Genomic DNA, 17038 nt, shown 5'->3' with positions numbered 1-17038 from the left:
GACCTGCTGAGGTGCTGGACCGGCACCTGCACCACCTGCGGCCGCCCCCTCACCACCAGCAGACCCAGAACACGAACCTAACGAAGCACTACTAGCGGGTCCCTCCTCAAGCGTAGTGAGGAGGGACCCGCTCGGCGTTCTACCTTCCCGCGTCGAGGGTGAGCTGCCGGATGGCCCGGCTGCCTGGCAGAAGGCTGTCGGCACGCAGAGCGATGCTGCGGACCCGAGCGCGCTGGAGTCCGAGGGAGTCGTAAACCGTGTACACGGTGCGGGCCAGGAGCAAGGTGTGCTGGCTCGCCTCTGGCAGGGGGCGCGGCTGCGTTTGGTCGCGCTGAGGTCGGCGTAGTTCACGCTGCAGGTCAGCGCCGCGGTGATCTGTCCGGAGGCACGCAGCCGGGCGCCGAGGTCCTCGGCCAGGGCGAGCAGGGCGCACCGGTGAACGATAAAGACGGCGTCGACGTCCTGTCGAGCCTCGGGAACCGGTCCCGGTACGGCACCTCGGTCTGCTCGGGCTCGCTCATCCTCGCTGCGGCGGGCCTGCTCGACGGCTACAGGGCCAACACCCACTGGTCCTACCGGGGCGTCCTTGCCCGTTTCCTTGGCGTGGAGCTGACCGACGGGCGAGTCGTCACTGACCGCAGCTGGATGACCGGCGGCGGAGTCACAGCCGGCATTGACTTCTCCCTCGTCCTCGTCGGCGCGCAGCTCGGCGATGAACGAGCAGCGCTCCTCCAACTCTTGATGGAGTGCAACCCCAAGGCGCCCTATACCAGTGGCTACCCCGATTTCGCGCCTGCCGAACTGGTAGCGGTGGCCTAGGGAGGCCGAGCAGCCCTGGGCCACCGCAGGGAGTTCGGGCAAGAGGAAGCGGGCTCGTGAGGTTCGTGAGGGGCGGCGGCCGTGGTGGCGTCGCGAGGACGGTGCCTCGCCGCTGGTGCGCCGCTGGCTGCAGGTCGAGTGCGAGGCTGGCACCGCCCACCTGGCGCTCGCAGAACTGCCCGCTACCCGGCCGGTCGAGGCCTCCGACGTCCTCGCGCGTCAACGTCGGCAGCACGGTCACCGAGGCCGCCTACGCCCTCGTCGACCGCGCCGCCCGCGGGCTGCTCACCACCGGCACGTACGCCGCCGTCGCGGGCGGCATCCCCAGGGGCGAGTTCAACGTACTGATGCTCCCGCAGGCCTGAAGCGGGGGGCTTCACGGCCCCACCTCGGCGGGACGGGACGGGCCCGGTTCGCCCGCCCGGTCACGGCCGGGCGAACCGGGAAGAAAAACGGGCTATTTCACGGGGGTTGCGCTCTCCACTCTTGACAACGTTGTCTGGAACGGAACACGCTAACCGCGATCTACGGCAGGTGTGCCCCTCTTACGAGTCCCCCATCCCTTTACGGAGCTTCCGCGTGACCCAGGACCTTCGCCCCAACTCATGTGTGGGGCCCGGGCGGTTGTCGCCGCCCCGCGTCGGCGATCGTGGCACCGCTTCGAACTGATCTGTTCTCCGGGTCGAACCGCCTCCTGGCGCCGTCCAGGACCGAGCCGCGGCGAGCCCCGACGTGATGCTCCCGACCTCCAATGACGAAAGGTCTCCCCGTGTCACCTTCCCCCTCTGCCCGCCATTTGTCCTTGCGAAGATGGGCCGGCGCGGCGATAGCCCTGTCGTTGCCCGTGGGGCTGCTCGCCGTCGCACCCTCGGTGGCTGCCGCGGTGCCGCCGCCCGGCAACTTCAGTTCCTCCTTCGAGTCGGCCGACCCGCAGGCTGCGGCGAGCACCGTCGAGGTCGACGGCAGCGGCAAGCCGGTCCAGGAGAACCTGAGCGGATCGAGCTCCACCGGACTGCCCGGCAGCCTGCTCGACCAGGTCAGCGCGGTGACCGCCAGCGCCGACAACCCGCCCGGGGAAATCGCCTCCAACGTCAAGGACGCCAATCCGTCGACCAAGTGGCTGGCGTTCGCCAAAACCGGCTGGGTGACGTACCGGCTGGCCAAGCCCTCGGCGGTGGTGAAGTACTCGCTGACCTCCGCGAACGACGCTCCGGGCCGCGACCCCAAGAACTTCACCGTGCAGGGGTCGGACGACGGCAGTACGTGGAACGACCTGGACACCCGGACCGGCGTGACCTTCAGCGGCCGGTTCGCCACCAACACGTACAGCTTCACCAACACGACCGCCTACGCGTACTACCGGCTGAACGTCACCGCGAACGCCGGTGACTCGATCATCCAGCTCGCCGACTGGAACATCAGCGACGGCTCGAACGTCCTGCCGCCGGCCACCCCGATGGTCAGCGTCGCCGGAGCGGGCCCGGTCAGCGGCTACAACATGAAGCCGGGGGCCGGATTCTCCGGAGTGGCCTCCCTGCGCTACTCGGGCGGCGCCCGGGCCGACGGCCGCTCGTACGCGACCAACAAGCTCTTCGACGTCGACATCCCGGTCGGGCCCAAGACCCGGCTGTCGTACAAGATCTTCCCCGAGTTCACCGCCAAGGACACCCAGTACCCGTCCACTTACGCGGCCGTCGACCTGCACTTCACCGACGGCAGCTACCTGAGCGGCCTCTCGCCCGTCGACCAGCACGGCTACGCGCTCACCGCGGCCGGGCAGGGTGCGTCGAAGGTGCTCTACGCCGACCAGTGGAACGCGGTGCAGTCCGAGATCGGCGCGGTCGCGAACGGCAAGACGATCGATCGCGTCCTGCTCTCCTACGACGACCCCAAGGCCACCGCCTCGACGCGGTTCCAGGGCTGGCTCGACGCCGTCACCGTGTCGGGCACCCCGACGCCGGTGGACGGCTCCAGCCTGACCAACTTCGTCGACACCCGGCGCGGCACCAACGCGTCCGGCGGGTTCTCGCGCGGCAACAACCTGCCGATCTCGGCGATGCCGAACGGCTTCAACTTCTTCACGCCGGTCACGAACGCCGCGTCCAACTCCTGGGAGTACGATTACCAGGCGGGCAACAACGCGGCCAACCTGCCGACGCTCCAGGGACTGGCGATCTCGCACGAGCCCAGCCCGTGGATGGGTGACCGCAACCAGATGTCGGTCATGCCCGTGCCGGCCGGCGGGTCGCTCACCGGGGCACCCAGCGGGCGCGCGCTCGCCTTCAGCCACGACGACGAGATCGCGCGGCCGGACTTCTACCAGGTCACCACGCAGAACGGTCTGAAGGCGCAGATGTCGCCCACCGACCACGGTGGCATCATGCAGTTCACCTTCCCGTCCGGGCAGGCCACCGGAAGCCTGGTGTTCTACAACGGCACGTTCACCATCGGCACGGGCGGCACCTTCACCGGCTGGGTGGACAACGGAAGCGGTCTGTCGGCCGGTCGCAGCCGGATGTTCGTGTCCGGCACCTTCGACCGGGCGCCGACGGCGACCTCCGCCACTTCCGCCACCTTCGACACCTCCGCGAGCCGGCAGGTGACGCTGCGGATCGCGACCTCGTTCCTCTCGGTCGACCAGGCGGGCAAGAACCTCGGCCTGGAGGTCACCGGGAAGAGCTTCGACCAGATCCACGACGCGGCCACCGCGGCGTGGAAGGACCGGCTCGGCCGGATCGAGGTGCAGGGCGCGAACGAGACGCAGAAGGTCACTCTCTACTCGAACCTGTACCGGCTGAACCTGTACCCGAACTCGCAGTCGGAGAACACCGGCACCGCCGCCGCGCCGCACTGGCAGTACGCGAGCCCGGTGTCGGCGCCGACCGGCACGTCGACCGCCACGCAGACCGGCGCCAAGGTCGTGGACGGCCAGATCTACGTCAACAACGGGTTCTGGGACACCTACCGCACCGTGTGGCCCGCCTACTCGCTGCTGTACCCGGACGTCGCGGCCAAGATCGCCGACGGCTTCGTCCAGCAGTACCGCGACGGCGGGTGGATAGCCCGCTGGTCCTCGCCCGGCTACGCCGACCTGATGACCGGCACCAGCGCGAACGTCGCCCTGGCCGAGGCCTACCTCAACGGCGTCAAGGTGCCCGACCCTCTCGCCGCGTACGAGGCGGCGGTCAAGGACGCCACCGTCGCGTCCGGCCGCAGCGAGGTCGGCCGCAAGGGCATCGAGAACGGGCTGTTCCTCGGTTACACGCCGACCTCCACCGGCGAGTCCGTGTCGTGGGCGCTGGAAGGCTTCATCAACGACTACGGCATCGGCAACATGGGCGCGGCCCTGGCCGACGACAAGTCCGTGCCGAAGGACGACCGCAAGCGGATCAAGGAGGAGTCGGCGTACTTCCTCCAGCGTGCCCGCAACTACGTCAACCTCTTCGACAAGGACAGCAAGTTCTTCGAGGGACGCCAGGCCAACGGCACGTTCCTCACCGGCGACCCGCTCGACTGGGGCGGCGCCTACACCGAGACGAACGGGTGGAACTTCGCGTTCACCGCGCAGCAGGACGGCCAAGGCCTGGCCAACCTCTACGGCGGTCAGAAGCAGCTGGAGCAGAAGCTCGACCAGTTCTTCTCCACCCCGGAGAACGCCGACCACCCCGGTGGATACAACGGCACGATCCACGAGATGCTCGAGGCGCAGGCGGTCCGCATGGGCCAGCTGGGCATGAGCAACCAGCCCTCGCACCACATCCCGTACATGTACGACTACGCCGGCGCGCCGTCCAAGACGCAGGCGATCGTGCGGGAGCTCCTGCAGCGCGTCTACGTCGGCGACGAGATCGGCCAGGGCTACCCGGGTGACGAGGACAACGGCGAGATGTCGTCGTGGTACATCCTCAGCTCGCTGGGCCTCTACCCGCTCCAGGCCGGCTCCTCCAACTGGGCCATCGGCTCGCCGCAGTTCACCAAGATGACCGTCCACCGCACCAGCGGCGACATCGTCGTCAACGCGCCGAACAACAGCACCAAGAACGTCTACGTGCAGAGCGTGAAGGTCAACGGCAAGACGCAGCGCGCGGTGTCCGTCGACTCGGCCGAGCTCGTCAACGGCGGCACGATCGACTTCGCGATGGGCTCGCAGCCGTCGTCCTGGGGCACCGGCAAGAACGACGCGCCGCCGTCGCTGACCACGGGCACGGACGTGCCCAAGCCGCTCCAGGACACCACCGGTCCGGGCCTCGGCACCGCGACCACCAGCGACGGGCAGGACGCGTCCAAGCTGTTCGACGACTCGTCGACGACGCAGATGACCTTCGCCGGCGACGAGCCTCAGATCGACTGGGTCTACCGCGGCGGCAAGCAGACCCCGTCGTACTACACCCTCACCTCGGGGGCGGGCACAGGCGACCCGACGGACTGGAAGCTGCTGGCCTCCAACGACGGGATCACCTGGACCACGCTCGACTCCCGGCACCGTGAGGTGTTCCCGTCGCGCAACCAGACCCGCCCGTTCAAGATCGGCAATCCGGGGGCGTTCACGCGGTTCCGCCTGATCGTGAAGGAGACCGCCGGCGGCGCGCAGACCAACCTCGCCGAGGTGGAACTGCTCGCGGGCGGCGACGTCCAGCTCGGTGGCGGCGACCTCACGGTCGCCGGCGTGAGCAGCGGGCTGCACGCGACGTCCGGCGTCGCGGTCACGGCACCCCTGGCCACCGTCACCGGGGGCACCGCGAGCGGCTACCAGGCCACGATCGACTGGGGTGACGGCTCGCCGGTCACCACGGGCACCACGGCTCTGAGTTCGCGGGGCGTGTACAGCGTCAGCGGTACGCACACCTACGCCAAGCCCGGTTACTACCAGGCGAACGTCACGGTGAACGACGGCACCGTCCAGGGCTCGGGCACGGTCGGGGCCGACGTGGCGTACGCGCCGAGCTCCAGCCTCACCGCCGCCTTCGACACCGTCTGCATAGGGGACGAGGGCGCGCTCGCCGCGAACTGCGACAGCAAGTCCTGGGCGTACTCGCGTGCCGCTCTCAAGGCGGCCGGTGTGACCCAGGGTCAGCAGCACGACGTGCCCGGCACGGCGCTGCACTTCACGTTGCCGGAGACCCCGGCGGGCCAGCCGGACAACGCGACGGGCAACGGCAGCACGCTCGTGCTCAACCTGCCGGCGGACGCGAAGAGCATCTCGTTCATCGGCGCCGGCACGCAGGGCAACCAGAACACCACCGGCACGGCGACGTTCAGCGACGGCAGCACCGCCACCGTCCCGATCCAGATGAGCGACTGGACGCTGGGCGGCAACGCAGGTGGCACGCCGTCCTTCGGTAACATCGTCGTCGCCAAGTCCGCCTACCGACTGCTTGGCACGAGCCGGGACAGCGCCCAGCCGTTCCTGTTCGCCACCACGCCGTTCGAGATCCCGGCGGGCAAGACGCTGGTGTCGGTGACCCTGCCCAAGCAGACCGGCGACGCCGGTTCCGCCGGCCGGATCCATGTGTTCGCCGTCGCCCACGACGGCACGCCGGCGCCCGCGCTGGTGACCACCACTCCCAAGGACCGGACGGCCACCCCGGGGAAGGCCCTCGCGGCGGACCTCGGTTCGGTGACCGGCGGCGTTCCCGGCCCGACGGGCTACCAGGCCCGCGTCCAGTGGGGTGACGGCACGGTTCCGTCCGACGCCACGGTCGACGCGTCCGGTGCGATCAACGGAGAGCACACGTACGTGCAGCAGGGCACGTACACCGTGCACGTCACCACGTGGGACACGCTGTCCAGCCGGACCGAGACGTTCACCGTGACCGTGGGGAAGGCGGCGGTGCAGCCGTCGATCTCGGCGTCGGCATCCACCACCGTCGAGGCCGGTGACGCGATCACCGTCAACGGCAGCGGGTTCGCCGCCGGCGAGCGCGTGACCGTCAAGCTGGGCACCAGCCCGGCGCGCAGCGTGACGGTCGAGGCCTCTGCGACGGGCGCGGTCCACGCGTCCGTGGCGGCGTCCGATGACGCGCAGTCCGGCCGGTACGCCATCACCGCGGCCGGCACGTCCTCGCGGACTCCGGCGACGACCACCGTCCGGGTGACCGATGAACCGCAGGCGCGGACGTACCGACCGGAGGTGCTGTTGTCGACGACGTCGGGGCCGCGCGCCACGGCGATCGTCGTCAACGCCAGTGGGTTCGCGCCGAACGAGGCCGTGAGGATCGGCTTCGGTGACGGTCTCGCCTTCATCACCGTGCACGCGAACGCCGACGGTGTGATCCACGGCGCGACCATCAGCGTTCCGGGGGCGGCCAAGCCGGGGCCGACCGGTGTCACGCTGGCCGGCGCCGATTCGGCGACCCATGTTCGGCTGCACTTCGAGGTCACCGACCGAAACTGACCCAAACTGAGTTGGACTGAGCTGAACCAGGCAAAGCCGCCGGTGGGCGGGGCCGTGATCACGGCCCCGCCCACCGGCGCTTTTCCGTGCTTCCCCGCGGGCGCGGCGCACGGGCACCAACCACAGTCCTCACATGCTGGGACAACAGAATCCGCTACGTCCTGCCCGACAGCGACCCTAGAGAGCCGGCCGCAGCCCCGGATCGAGATCTGCGCCCCTCTTGCGGCCTCCGCCCTGCCGCCGCACCCGCCCCAGGGGATCCTCGCCGGTCTCCAGCCCGAACACGCCCTCGCGGACCGTGGTCTCACTTACCGAGGCCGCCCGCGCGACGGCCCGAACTCCACCGTGTCCCAGGACACGGGCCTCTGCGGCCATCAGCAGTCGTCGCTGCCGCCCATCCGGATGCGGGAATATCACCGCGAACTTCATGGCGAGTTGGGTACGGATCTCGCCCGGAATGCGCATACCACGTCAACGAGCGACGCGACGGGAAGCAACACCTTCATGATCTGCTAGCCCTTAGGTCGCGTACCAACTCGATGGCGGCCAGAGCCTCCTTCGCGTCGATCCGGCCGCGTGGGATCGCGACGTACGTGGCCGCGACCGGCGCCGTCGTCGCCAGTTTGCCCTGGTGCGCGTAGGCAGATCCAGCACCCCGCCCACGCCCCCGCCCCCGCCCTGCGAGGCCGGCTGTCATCCGTCGACAGGCCGACCCGCCTGTCCAGTCTCACCCAATGTCGAACGGCTGGGGTCGCTTGACGCGGTATTGCTCCAGCAGGGATCAGGGGAGGCGCCGGTCACGTTCCTGATTCGTGCGCACGAAGACGCATCTGCATGTTCGGAACTGCCATGTCCACACGCTGTAACTGAGGGAACCGTTCCGGGCGGAAGTCCACGAGCATCTTGTCCCTCTTCCCGTCGAAGATCTCCGAAGCAAGCAGGCGGCCGATCACCGACCCAAGTGTGATGCCACTGTGGGAGACAGCTTCGTTGTAGCCCAGCACAGAAGGGCGTACGACGGTTCCGGCTTATCGCGTCGGCGCCCGCCCGCGCACGGCGCACCCCGAGGAGTCTGCGAGGATGTCCGGCGGCGTCCACAGGGGGCCCCGTAGCGCTGCGCGGGTCCGGAAATGCGCAGACGGCGATGGGCGGACGGTGTCGGGCCTGGCGTGCGGGAGAGCGGATGGTGATGGATGTGACGGAGTACCCGGAGTACATCGCCGCTGCGATGTTCGCCGTGGGCGGCGTCGTGCATGCAGTGCTGGCGCCGTACCGGTTCTCCACCGCTGTTTTGTTCTGCCTCGCGGTGACCTCGGCCGGGCTTGGGGAGGCCGCCAGCAGTGCGGAGACTCACCCCGCTGTCGTGACCGTGCTCGCCGTCGCCGCCCTGCTCATGGCCCTCGCGCTGGGCCTGCTCCTGCTCGTTGACAGCATCGTCTTGGTCCGGCGGTACGGACCGCAGGTGTCCCTGCTGGCCACCGGCGCCGCTGGCTGCGCCCTGCTGGCGGTGCTCGGCCTCGACGTGGTCCTCCAGACCACTGGGGGCGAGGTGGCGGGTGCCCTGATGGTGGCCGTGAACGCGGTCGCCGGATACCTGAGCCTTCTGTTCCTCGTCTTCACCGTCTACGTGTTCGTCCAGGGCCGCAGCACCCCGCCGTCGGAGACCACTCATGTCGTCGTCCTGGGCGCCGGGCTCAACGGCGACCGGCCCGGTCCGCTGCTGCGCCGCAGGCTGGAACGGGCCCTCGCGGTCGACGCCGGCGTACCGGACGCAGACGGTGTGGTGTTTCTCGTCTCGGGCGGCCAGGGCGACGACGAGGTGCGCTCCGAGGCGGACGCCATGGCCGACTACCTGCGCGCACGCGGGGTGGCTGCCGACCGGATCGTGCGGGAGGACCGCTCCGTGAACACCGGGCAGAACCTCTGCTTCAGCGTGGCTCTCATGGACCGCATCGCTCCTGGGCACCATGCCACGGTGGTCACCAGCGGCTTCCACGTCTACCGCACGGCCCTGCTGGCCCGTCGCGTCGGCGTCCTTGTCCACGTCGTGGGGGCGCCGACCTCTCCCGCGTACTGGCTCTCCGCGACCCTGCGTGAGTTCGCCGCCGTCCTGTGGCTGGACCGGCAGCCCCTGATCGGGCTCAGTCTGTTGCTGGCGGTGCCCGTGGCGACAGCGATCTCCCAGCACTGAGGCACCCGCCGCGCGTACTGCCCCGGGCAGGGCCGGGGTCCGTCAAGCGACGCGCTGCTCGCCGGTGTCCGGGACAAAGTTCCGCTGCCGAGCCCGGATGTCCGGCGTCAGCTGCGCGAGGGCATCAATCTGTCGAAGGCTCAGGTGGCTCGGGCGGTCGGGGTCAGCGCGTCGACGCTCAGCGGCTGGGAAGCCGGCCGCGAGCCCGGGGGCGAGTCCCGCGAGCGCTACGCGTACTTCCTGGAGCAGGCGCAGGCCACGTTCGACAGCCGCACGGCGGCGGCCGCCGGCCCCGCGGCCGCCGACAGCTCCAGCCCTGCCGAGACGGCCGCCACGCCCACCGACAGCGCCGAACAGGACCACGACGACGGCGACAACTTGCTTGCCGTGCCCCAGCCGTGTGTGCTGTGCGGGCAGCCGGCCCGCCACCAGGTTGCCGGGTTCCCTCAGCACCTGGACCTCGCCGAGTGCACCACCGCGCCTGCGGCCCCACAGTCGGCACCGGCTCCTGCCCCGGCATCGGTTCCTGGTCCGGCACAGAGCAGCCGGACCAGCGGGGCACGGCAGGACCCGCGCGGTCGGCAGGGCGTCAAGGTGGTCCCGGCCGGGCGTCGGGTGAAGCCCGCCGACGCCCCGGACCCGCTCGCAGGACGGATCTCCTCGGCGGTCGCGGCCGCGCTGACCGAGCACGGCGGGGATGTCGTGGCGGCGACGGCGGCGCTGGTGAAGCGGGCGATCCCGGACGCGATGGCGCTGCTGGACCAGTCCCGGACGGGCGGCCGCTACGACGTGGTCGCACATCCGTGGCTGCCCGACGTGCTGCGCAAGCAGACCGCACGGGGCGCGGACCAGGTGTGGGAGGCCCGCCCGAAGTGGACCCGCCCCGAACTCCCGCCCGGCGTCAACGAGATCACCGCGCTGGATATCAACGGCGCCTACCTGTCCGCGCTCAAGACCCACCTGCCGCTCGGCCAGCTGGAGCACACCGAGGACGGTCACCACGACCGGCGCCGGGCAGGCGTCCACCTGATCACCCCGCCCGACTGGGACCACGACGCCTACCTCCCGAACCCGATCGGCCAGCGGGACGAGCCGGGCCCGTTGTGGGTGACCGAGCCGACCCTGCGCCTGCTGCTGCGGATCTCCGGCCCGAAGTACGGGCTGTGCGAGCCGCCCGTCATCCACGAGTCGTGGACGTCAGGGGCCACCGAGGGTCTCCTGGAGAAGTTCCGGATCACCCTCAAGGACGCCCGGGACACCGCGATCGCCGACGGCGACGACGTGACATTGGAGTACGTCAAGGCGATGTACTCGAAGTTCGTGTCGACGATGGGGGAGTCGAACTACAACCGTGAGCTCTACCGCACCGACTGGATGCATCTCATCCGCTCCCAGGCCTTCGCCAACCTGTGGTGGAAGGCCCACCGCGCCTACGACGAAGGATTGATGGTTGTCCGCGCGATGGGTACCGACGAGCTGCACGTGGCTGGTGACTGGCGCGCTATCTTCTCTGAAGGGCGCGGTGTGACCGAGGTGAAGGTCAAGGATGTCTACACCGTCGGCGACCCCGACCCCGTGACTTCGGAAGAGGCCTGACTGAGATGCCTGAGCGCAACCTCGACTTCGGCAAGTTCGGAGCCCGCGGCATCAAGGGCCACGAAGCCGTCGCCCGCCAGCTGGATGCCCTCGCCGGGTACGTCGCCACCCCCATCACGGTCCGGCGTGGCCTGCTTGCCCGCCTGCACTACCTCACCCGCACCGACCGCGCCCGCGCCGCCGCCCGCGAAGCCGGCCTCACCGCAACGCCCCGCACGATCCGGGCCTGGCTCGCCGGCACCCGCTCCCCCTCCCGCGCCAACCTCGCCGCGATCGAACAGGCCTACCGCGCGGTCCGACGTGAGAACGTCGCCCGCTACCTCCTGGCCCGCCTCAACCGCGACGGCCGCGGCACCCGCGTGGAGTTCCACCCCCTCAACCAGTCCCAGGTCACCCGCCCCCAGCAGCGCGTGGTGGAGTACCGGACGCTGAACGTACGGCGCTGGGACCGGATCATCGCCGCATGGGCCGCCGCCGATGACGACGCCCTCGACACCGCCTGGGTGGACGACGTGGTCGTCGACCTCGGCTCCCAGTGGGGCCAGTACGAATACGTCACCAACATCGGCTTCGCCGCCTGAGCATGAATCCCTCCGGCAGGCACGTCGGTGCACGCGGGGTGGGAGGAGCCGACTTGGGCGGCATGGAGGGGACCAGAGGCCGAGCGGAGGCCGTCACGCCGTAGCCGGCGGCGACTCGCGATCCGTGCACAGCGCAACCAGGGCCGTTACGGGCCCGGCCTGCGTGAGGTGATGCCCGCGTTCGCGGGCATCACGGTGGCAGTGTGTGCGTTGGTGGCGGGCGTCGCGGAAACATAACGCGCGTTCGGGGCCGACGTGTTCGTGGCGGCACTGGCACGTCTCACGGTAGCCACCCCGGTCACGGTCCGGCACCACCGTTCGCTGGCCCGTCGCCGTCTGGGGCACTACACGCCCGAGGAACTCGCCGAGCTGGACACGGGCGGGCTCGTCCTGGCCGTGTCCCTGTTGCTGCGCCGGGACGGCTGGGTGGTCCTCCCGCCGCCGACGGGGCAGGACCGGCCGCGGGTTCGCGCCCGGAACGGTCGGGGTCACCGCATCGAAGTGGCCTTCCGTCCGGTGGCCGAGCCCCTGCCCGACGAGGAGCCGGCGCGGTCCGCCCGCCGGACGGGCACCTCTGTGCGGCTCGTGGTGCACCGGGGGACCTTCAGCCACGGTGACATCCAATGGGCTCGGCGCCAGGGCGACATCCACCTCATCGACGGCCCATGGCTCGGAAGTTGGGCGCACGGCACCCCCTTGCAACGGCTGATCGATGCGCCTGATCTCCCGGCCGCTCCCGGGACCGCGTCCAGATGGGCGCCTCGAACTTGGTGCGAGTGCTCTCCCGCGTGGTGAGCAGCGGAGGAGTGGAGACCGCACGGGCACCTGAAAGAAGCTTGTAGTGATCTCCGGGGGGTGCGCGGCCGACCTCTGTGCGGTGACGTAGTACTCCTCCCTCTCGGATTCCGGTCCGTTGGCCGGGTCGGCCGCGGGGAAGGCCTTGGATGGGAACGGGCCCGAGCAATGTCGAAGATCGACCCGCCTGCGGCGGACTGCCTTTCGGGCTTCCCCCTATCGGGACCATTGAATCGAACATGCATGCCATCTTCTTTTATCTCAAGGAAAGAGGCTATGGTGCTACGGTTATTTCTCCGGTATCCGCTGAAGGCTGCCCGCAGGATCCGGTTCCCTACGAGAAACGACTGCAACATGACCGACAGGACGATGCCTACGTATCTGTGTGGCGGCCCCCCTGCACGGCAGGACGCCGCCGACTGCCCACCCAGGCTCGAGAACCTGGTCGACGGTGTGACCATGGAGAGTTAGGTCCCGAACGGGATCGTGAAACTGGATACGTCCGCGCGGTGCCGGCCAACGCACGCACCCTGTTCGAACTCCGGACTTCGTCCGAGTCGATCGAGACACCGCCGCCGCCCGCAGGGACCTTCAGGGGCAGACGCAGCGTCTGGTGGCGAACCACCGGCCGCGGCCGACGGCCCCGCTCTTCTCCCGCCTGTTGGGCGAGCACTTCGTCGGAACACCTGACGAGCAGCGTTTCGCTGCCCCGTCGACTGACGCCGAATACGACTGAAAGAGAGATCACATGTCCATTCCAGAATCCATGCGCGCGCTGGTAGCCGACAAGATCGGCGAACCGGCCGACATCCTACGGATGGAAACCCGGCCCGTTCCCACCCCGAATGCCGGCCAAGCGCTGATCCGCGTGCAGGCGACTCCGGTTCACGCCAGCGATCTGCACGTATTGCGTGGGCGCTACGGGTTCGCCCCTGAATTCCCCACCGTCGGTGGTCATATGGAATGCGTGGGCCGTATCGAGGCCTTGGGCTCGGACACCGAAGCCCTCAAGATCGGCCAGCGTGTGGTGAACGTCGCGATCCCACCAGTACCCGGGCCGCGTGTCGCCGCCACATGGCAGGAGTTCCTGGTTGCCGACGTCCATACGCTCCTGCCGGTCCCCGACGATCTGAGCGACTCAGACGCCTGCCAACTCGCTGTCAATCCGTTGACCGCACTCCTGTTGGTGACGCGTGAACTCGACGCGCGGCCCGGGGAGTGGCTTTTGCAGACAGCTGCCGGCTCCACGGTTGGCAGGCTGGTCATTCAGCTGGCCCAACATCTGGGCATCCGCACGATCAATGTCGTGCGGCGGCGCGACGCGGTCGAGGAGATCAAGGCGCTGGGCGGCGACGAGGTCATCTGTACGGAGGACGAGGACCTGCTGCAGCGGATCGCCGAGATTGCAGAACCGGCCGGTGTGTCCAAAGCCCTTGACTGCGTCGCGGGCCAGGTAGGTGCCCAAGTGTCCCAAGCATTGGCTCCGGGCGGGCGTCTCGTGGTCTACGGCGCGCTTTCCACCCATCGGCAGACCGAACCGTCCGCACTGACGATCCCGCTCCAGGCACGCTCGGTCATATACGAAAACAAGACGGTCCGTGGCTTCTGGCTGAACCGCTGGTTTGGCACCACCTCACCCGCTGATGCGCTGGACGCGCTGTCCGAGGTGCGCAATCTGGTCGCCGACGGGGTGCTGACCATCCCCCAGGGCCAGCCATTCCCGCTCGAGCAGTACGCCGAAGCTCTCGCGCTCGCTGAAACCCCCGCGCGCGGCGCCAAGCCCTACCTCCTCTTTGAGGACGGCTCGTCCCACGGCACCAGGTAGCACGCGTCAGACAGTGGCACCGGCCCATAGTGCAAGTCGGCGGGCCACTGTCTTGCGTCCGTGGTCTCATGGAGTTTCCCCGTCACACGTGGCAGATGCGGGGAGGTACAGGCTGCCCGCTCCCGTGCCACGGCATCGTCCCGGGGGCGCCGGCTCCGAGTCGGTGATGAGGACACGCTCGCGGGACCTGCAAATCAGTCGGACGTCGCTGTGGGAGAGCGAGCTGGAGCGGGCCGCCGGGAATCCGCAGTGGTCTCAGCCCCGCAAGACCGAGACGAGGACGAAGCTGCCTCTGGCTTCGGCTCTGGCCGTGTTCAAGGGGGTCGTTCACCTCGTCAATACGGAACCCGCGCAGGCATGACTGCACCATCTGGTCCGCGGTTGCGACGGCGTGTGGACATGGGGCGCCGCCCCCGGCGCCGTCGATGACTACAACGATGCCGAGGCAGCGTACCGGTCGGCCCAGCGCAAGGTGATGACTGACGACCGCGAGCCCAAGCCGCCCATGCCGGACCGAGGCGAGAATCCGGACGCACCGACAAGGCCGCGGTCAGTATCGGTCTGTCCGACTGGCCCGGGGACGTCTCCCTCGCCGTGCACGACGGTCGGCTGCACCTGCTCGTCCGAAAGACCTCGAACCACACGATCTTGGGCGGGGGAGGATACGAAGACGAAACGCGGCAGCGCAGGCGGACGTCGCCACCGCGCTCGTGGGAGAGGGCACCGGACAGGCGGGTGCCGGCAGTGGGATGCCAGCTGCTGAGGGCGTAGGCGATGTGGGGAAAGTGCCCTCCAGTCGGACGGCAGAGGCTTTCGGCAGGCTCGTCCTCTGACTCAGAGGGCACTTTCACGATTCCGATTAGATTTGAACGGCGCGGTGGGGGAAACGCGCGGGTTGACAGCTCGGCCACCGGGTCGCCTTCACCTCATGGAGACCACTGTGCCCGCAGGAACGAATTTGCGGACAGGATCCCGTCCGTGCGCGCAGTCCTGCTCCGAACGGCACCCGCCTGCAGTTGTTCAATGTGCCAGGGGTGCACGATGGAGTCTGCCGACGGTCGGCGGCTACCAGGTCAGCGGGGAGGTACCCAATGGCTCGGCGGAACGCATCAGACGGGGGCGGAGTGTCGAGTAGCTGATCCTTGTCGGCAAGTAAGTCACTTCACCAAACGGGCCGTCAACGGTCACCAGTTCGGCGTTTACCGCAGCTGGGTCGGGGACCGGCAGGTCCGCCACCAGGTGGCGCGGGAAGAGACCGAGATCCTGAATCCACATGGGGATTCTGGCCAGGTCTACATGAACCCGGTAGCTTCCGCCTTCCCTGGCCCGGCGGCGCAGGGCTTCGACCGTTCCGGCAGCGCCGAAAATGGCCGCTATGTAGTCATTGAGAAGACGGGTAGGAGGCATGCAGGGGCCGTCGAAAGACCCTTCTTCAGCGGCGAAACCGGTGGCAGAACAGGCGAGTTGGTCGAATCCGCCGCGTCGTGACCACGGACCGGCCGTGCCCCAGCCGTGGACCTCGAGCACGACCAGGCCAGGCCGGCGCTCGGCAAGTGCGAGCGGACCGAATCCCTTCTCGTCGAGACCGAGGTAGTTGCTCGCGTACACGTCGGCTTCGGCGAGCAATTGCCAGAACTTCTGCGCATGCGCTGGCCGGGTCAGGTCACAGAAGGCCGCGCGCTTCCCGATCCCGGTCTCGACGATCATGCAGTTCGGGTCGGCGTTCGCCGGGTGGGATATGTGCAGCACGTCGGCGCCCAGCTCCCCAGTCATCCGGGTCGCCATGGGGCCGGAGATGACATGCGTGTTGTCGAGTACGCGCAAACCGCTGAGTGGCAAGGCGTTGCTGTGTGTCACGTCCAAGAACGGGAACGGCTGAGGTTCGGAGTCGGCGATCTTCTCGATCCGGATCAGCGGGCTGTCCGCAAGTTGTCGGCCTTGCGGGTGGGTGCGCCACTCCGCCTGGGTGCGCACCGCGGTTGCTGTACCACCGCGAGCACAGATCGCCTCTTCGAGATCGAAGGCGTTCCAGTGTGCGATGGCATCGGCCATCCGCTGGCGGTCGGGCGGGCAGTCGAGCACCGCGCAGACGATGTCACGCAATTTGGGATAGGGCATCATCACATGGATGTAGCGCCCATCCCCGGCCCGGTAGAAGTCGCTGTACCCGAGCAAATTCGGGTCTTCCAGGATCTCGAATACGCCGACATCCCTGATTCGGGTCAGATGTATGGCCATGAGCTGGTATAGAGCGGAGTTCACCGAAACTGCCACATCCTGCCCTTGCCCTCCGCGCTCCCGCCACACGAGGGCAGCCTCTGTCCCGAGGGCCGCGAGGGCGGCCGCAGCCGCGTCACCGATGCGGTGCACCGAAGGAGCCACCGGGTCGGCACCTTGGATCGACACTTTTCCGCCAATCTCGGCTTCATTTATTCCGAGTTCTCGGTACAGACCGTCAAGGATAATGCCCGGTCCGCTGGCCGACGCATGGCCCACGAAGTCCGTCGCGTTTTCCGTCTCTGAACGCATCAGATCAGCACCTTACTTTCGACTCATGAAGACAAAACGACTACTCGAGCGGCGTGCGCTAGGTTACGGAAGACCGTGACGGAGAAGCTTCGTTCGCTGACCTATCGGCCGGTGCGTGACGGCCCGCCGTGCGGAGGTGAGTTCGCTCGCATGCACCGTCACCGTCAGAAATGTCGAGCCGGCCGAAGTACTGAAGCCACACTCAGCCGGTGCCCATGCCCTGGCCGCGGCCTGGAGATCACCGTTCACACGCTGTTCCGCGAGTCCGAGCACGATCTCCAGGCTCATGGCAGCCATCGAACTGGTGA

At 68.7% G+C, this 17038-nt stretch carries 8 protein-coding genes and 2 pseudogenes; 7 read left to right on the top strand and 3 right to left on the bottom strand.

The window, feature by feature from the left end; translation table 11 throughout:
- Positions 1–435 precede the first annotated feature (435 nt).
- From ACFY3I_RS43215 to ACFY3I_RS43205, 3 genes are all read left to right on the top strand, one after another.
- The gene (locus ACFY3I_RS43215) at positions 436–819 is read left to right on the top strand and encodes a DJ-1/PfpI family protein (protein WP_390866432.1); all 384 of its coding nucleotides are present in this window, start codon (positions 436–438) and stop codon (positions 817–819) included.
- Positions 820–875: 56 nt separating this feature from the next.
- Complete coding sequence (locus ACFY3I_RS43210; protein WP_390866431.1) at positions 876–1184, top strand: hypothetical protein; 309 nt, start codon at positions 876–878, stop codon at positions 1182–1184.
- 437 nt (positions 1185–1621) lie between these two features.
- On the top strand, positions 1622–7213 hold the full coding sequence (locus tag ACFY3I_RS43205) for a GH92 family glycosyl hydrolase (protein ID WP_390866430.1): 5592 nt from the start codon (positions 1622–1624) through the stop codon (positions 7211–7213).
- A gap of 180 nt (positions 7214–7393) precedes the next feature.
- Here ACFY3I_RS43205 and ACFY3I_RS43200 read toward each other — a convergent pair.
- Positions 7394–7678: pseudogene (locus ACFY3I_RS43200) on the bottom strand (ISAzo13 family transposase); the annotation flags it as partial.
- A gap of 718 nt (positions 7679–8396) precedes the next feature.
- On the opposite strand from ACFY3I_RS43200, the gene ACFY3I_RS43195 reads away from it, so the two are divergent.
- The 4 genes from ACFY3I_RS43195 to ACFY3I_RS43180 all read left to right on the top strand — a co-directional run bounded on the left by ACFY3I_RS43195 (position 8397) and on the right by ACFY3I_RS43180 (position 14201).
- The gene (locus ACFY3I_RS43195; RefSeq protein ID WP_390866429.1) at positions 8397–9404 is read left to right on the top strand and encodes a YdcF family protein; all 1008 of its coding nucleotides are present in this window, start codon (positions 8397–8399) and stop codon (positions 9402–9404) included.
- Positions 9405–9458: 54 nt separating this feature from the next.
- On the top strand, positions 9459–11000 hold the full coding sequence (locus ACFY3I_RS43190; RefSeq protein WP_390866435.1) for a helix-turn-helix domain-containing protein: 1542 nt from the start codon (positions 9459–9461) through the stop codon (positions 10998–11000).
- 5 nt (positions 11001–11005) lie between these two features.
- Positions 11006–11581: a transcriptional regulator gene (locus ACFY3I_RS43185; protein WP_390866428.1), complete on the top strand. Its 576-nt coding sequence runs from the start codon at positions 11006–11008 to the stop codon at positions 11579–11581.
- A 1543-nt stretch (positions 11582–13124) separates the two neighbouring features.
- Positions 13125–14201, top strand: coding sequence for a zinc-dependent alcohol dehydrogenase family protein (locus ACFY3I_RS43180; RefSeq protein WP_390866427.1), 1077 nt, complete (start codon positions 13125–13127; stop codon positions 14199–14201).
- Between the two features lie 677 nt (positions 14202–14878).
- On the opposite strand, the pseudogene ACFY3I_RS43175 reads toward ACFY3I_RS43180, so the two are convergent.
- Both ACFY3I_RS43175 and ACFY3I_RS43170 read right to left on the bottom strand, forming a co-directional pair.
- Positions 14879–14980, bottom strand: a pseudogene (locus ACFY3I_RS43175) (saccharopine dehydrogenase); the annotation flags it as partial.
- Positions 14981–15266: 286 nt separating this feature from the next.
- Complete coding sequence (locus ACFY3I_RS43170; RefSeq protein WP_390866426.1) at positions 15267–16730, bottom strand: CoA transferase; 1464 nt, start codon at positions 16728–16730, stop codon at positions 15267–15269.
- Positions 16731–17038: the final 308 nt, after the last annotated feature.

It is taken from the genome of Streptomyces sp. NPDC001068 (assembly GCF_042897315.1).
GTDB lineage: Bacteria > Actinomycetota > Actinomycetes > Streptomycetales > Streptomycetaceae > Streptomyces.
This window is presented reverse-complemented; position numbering and strand designations above follow the sequence as displayed.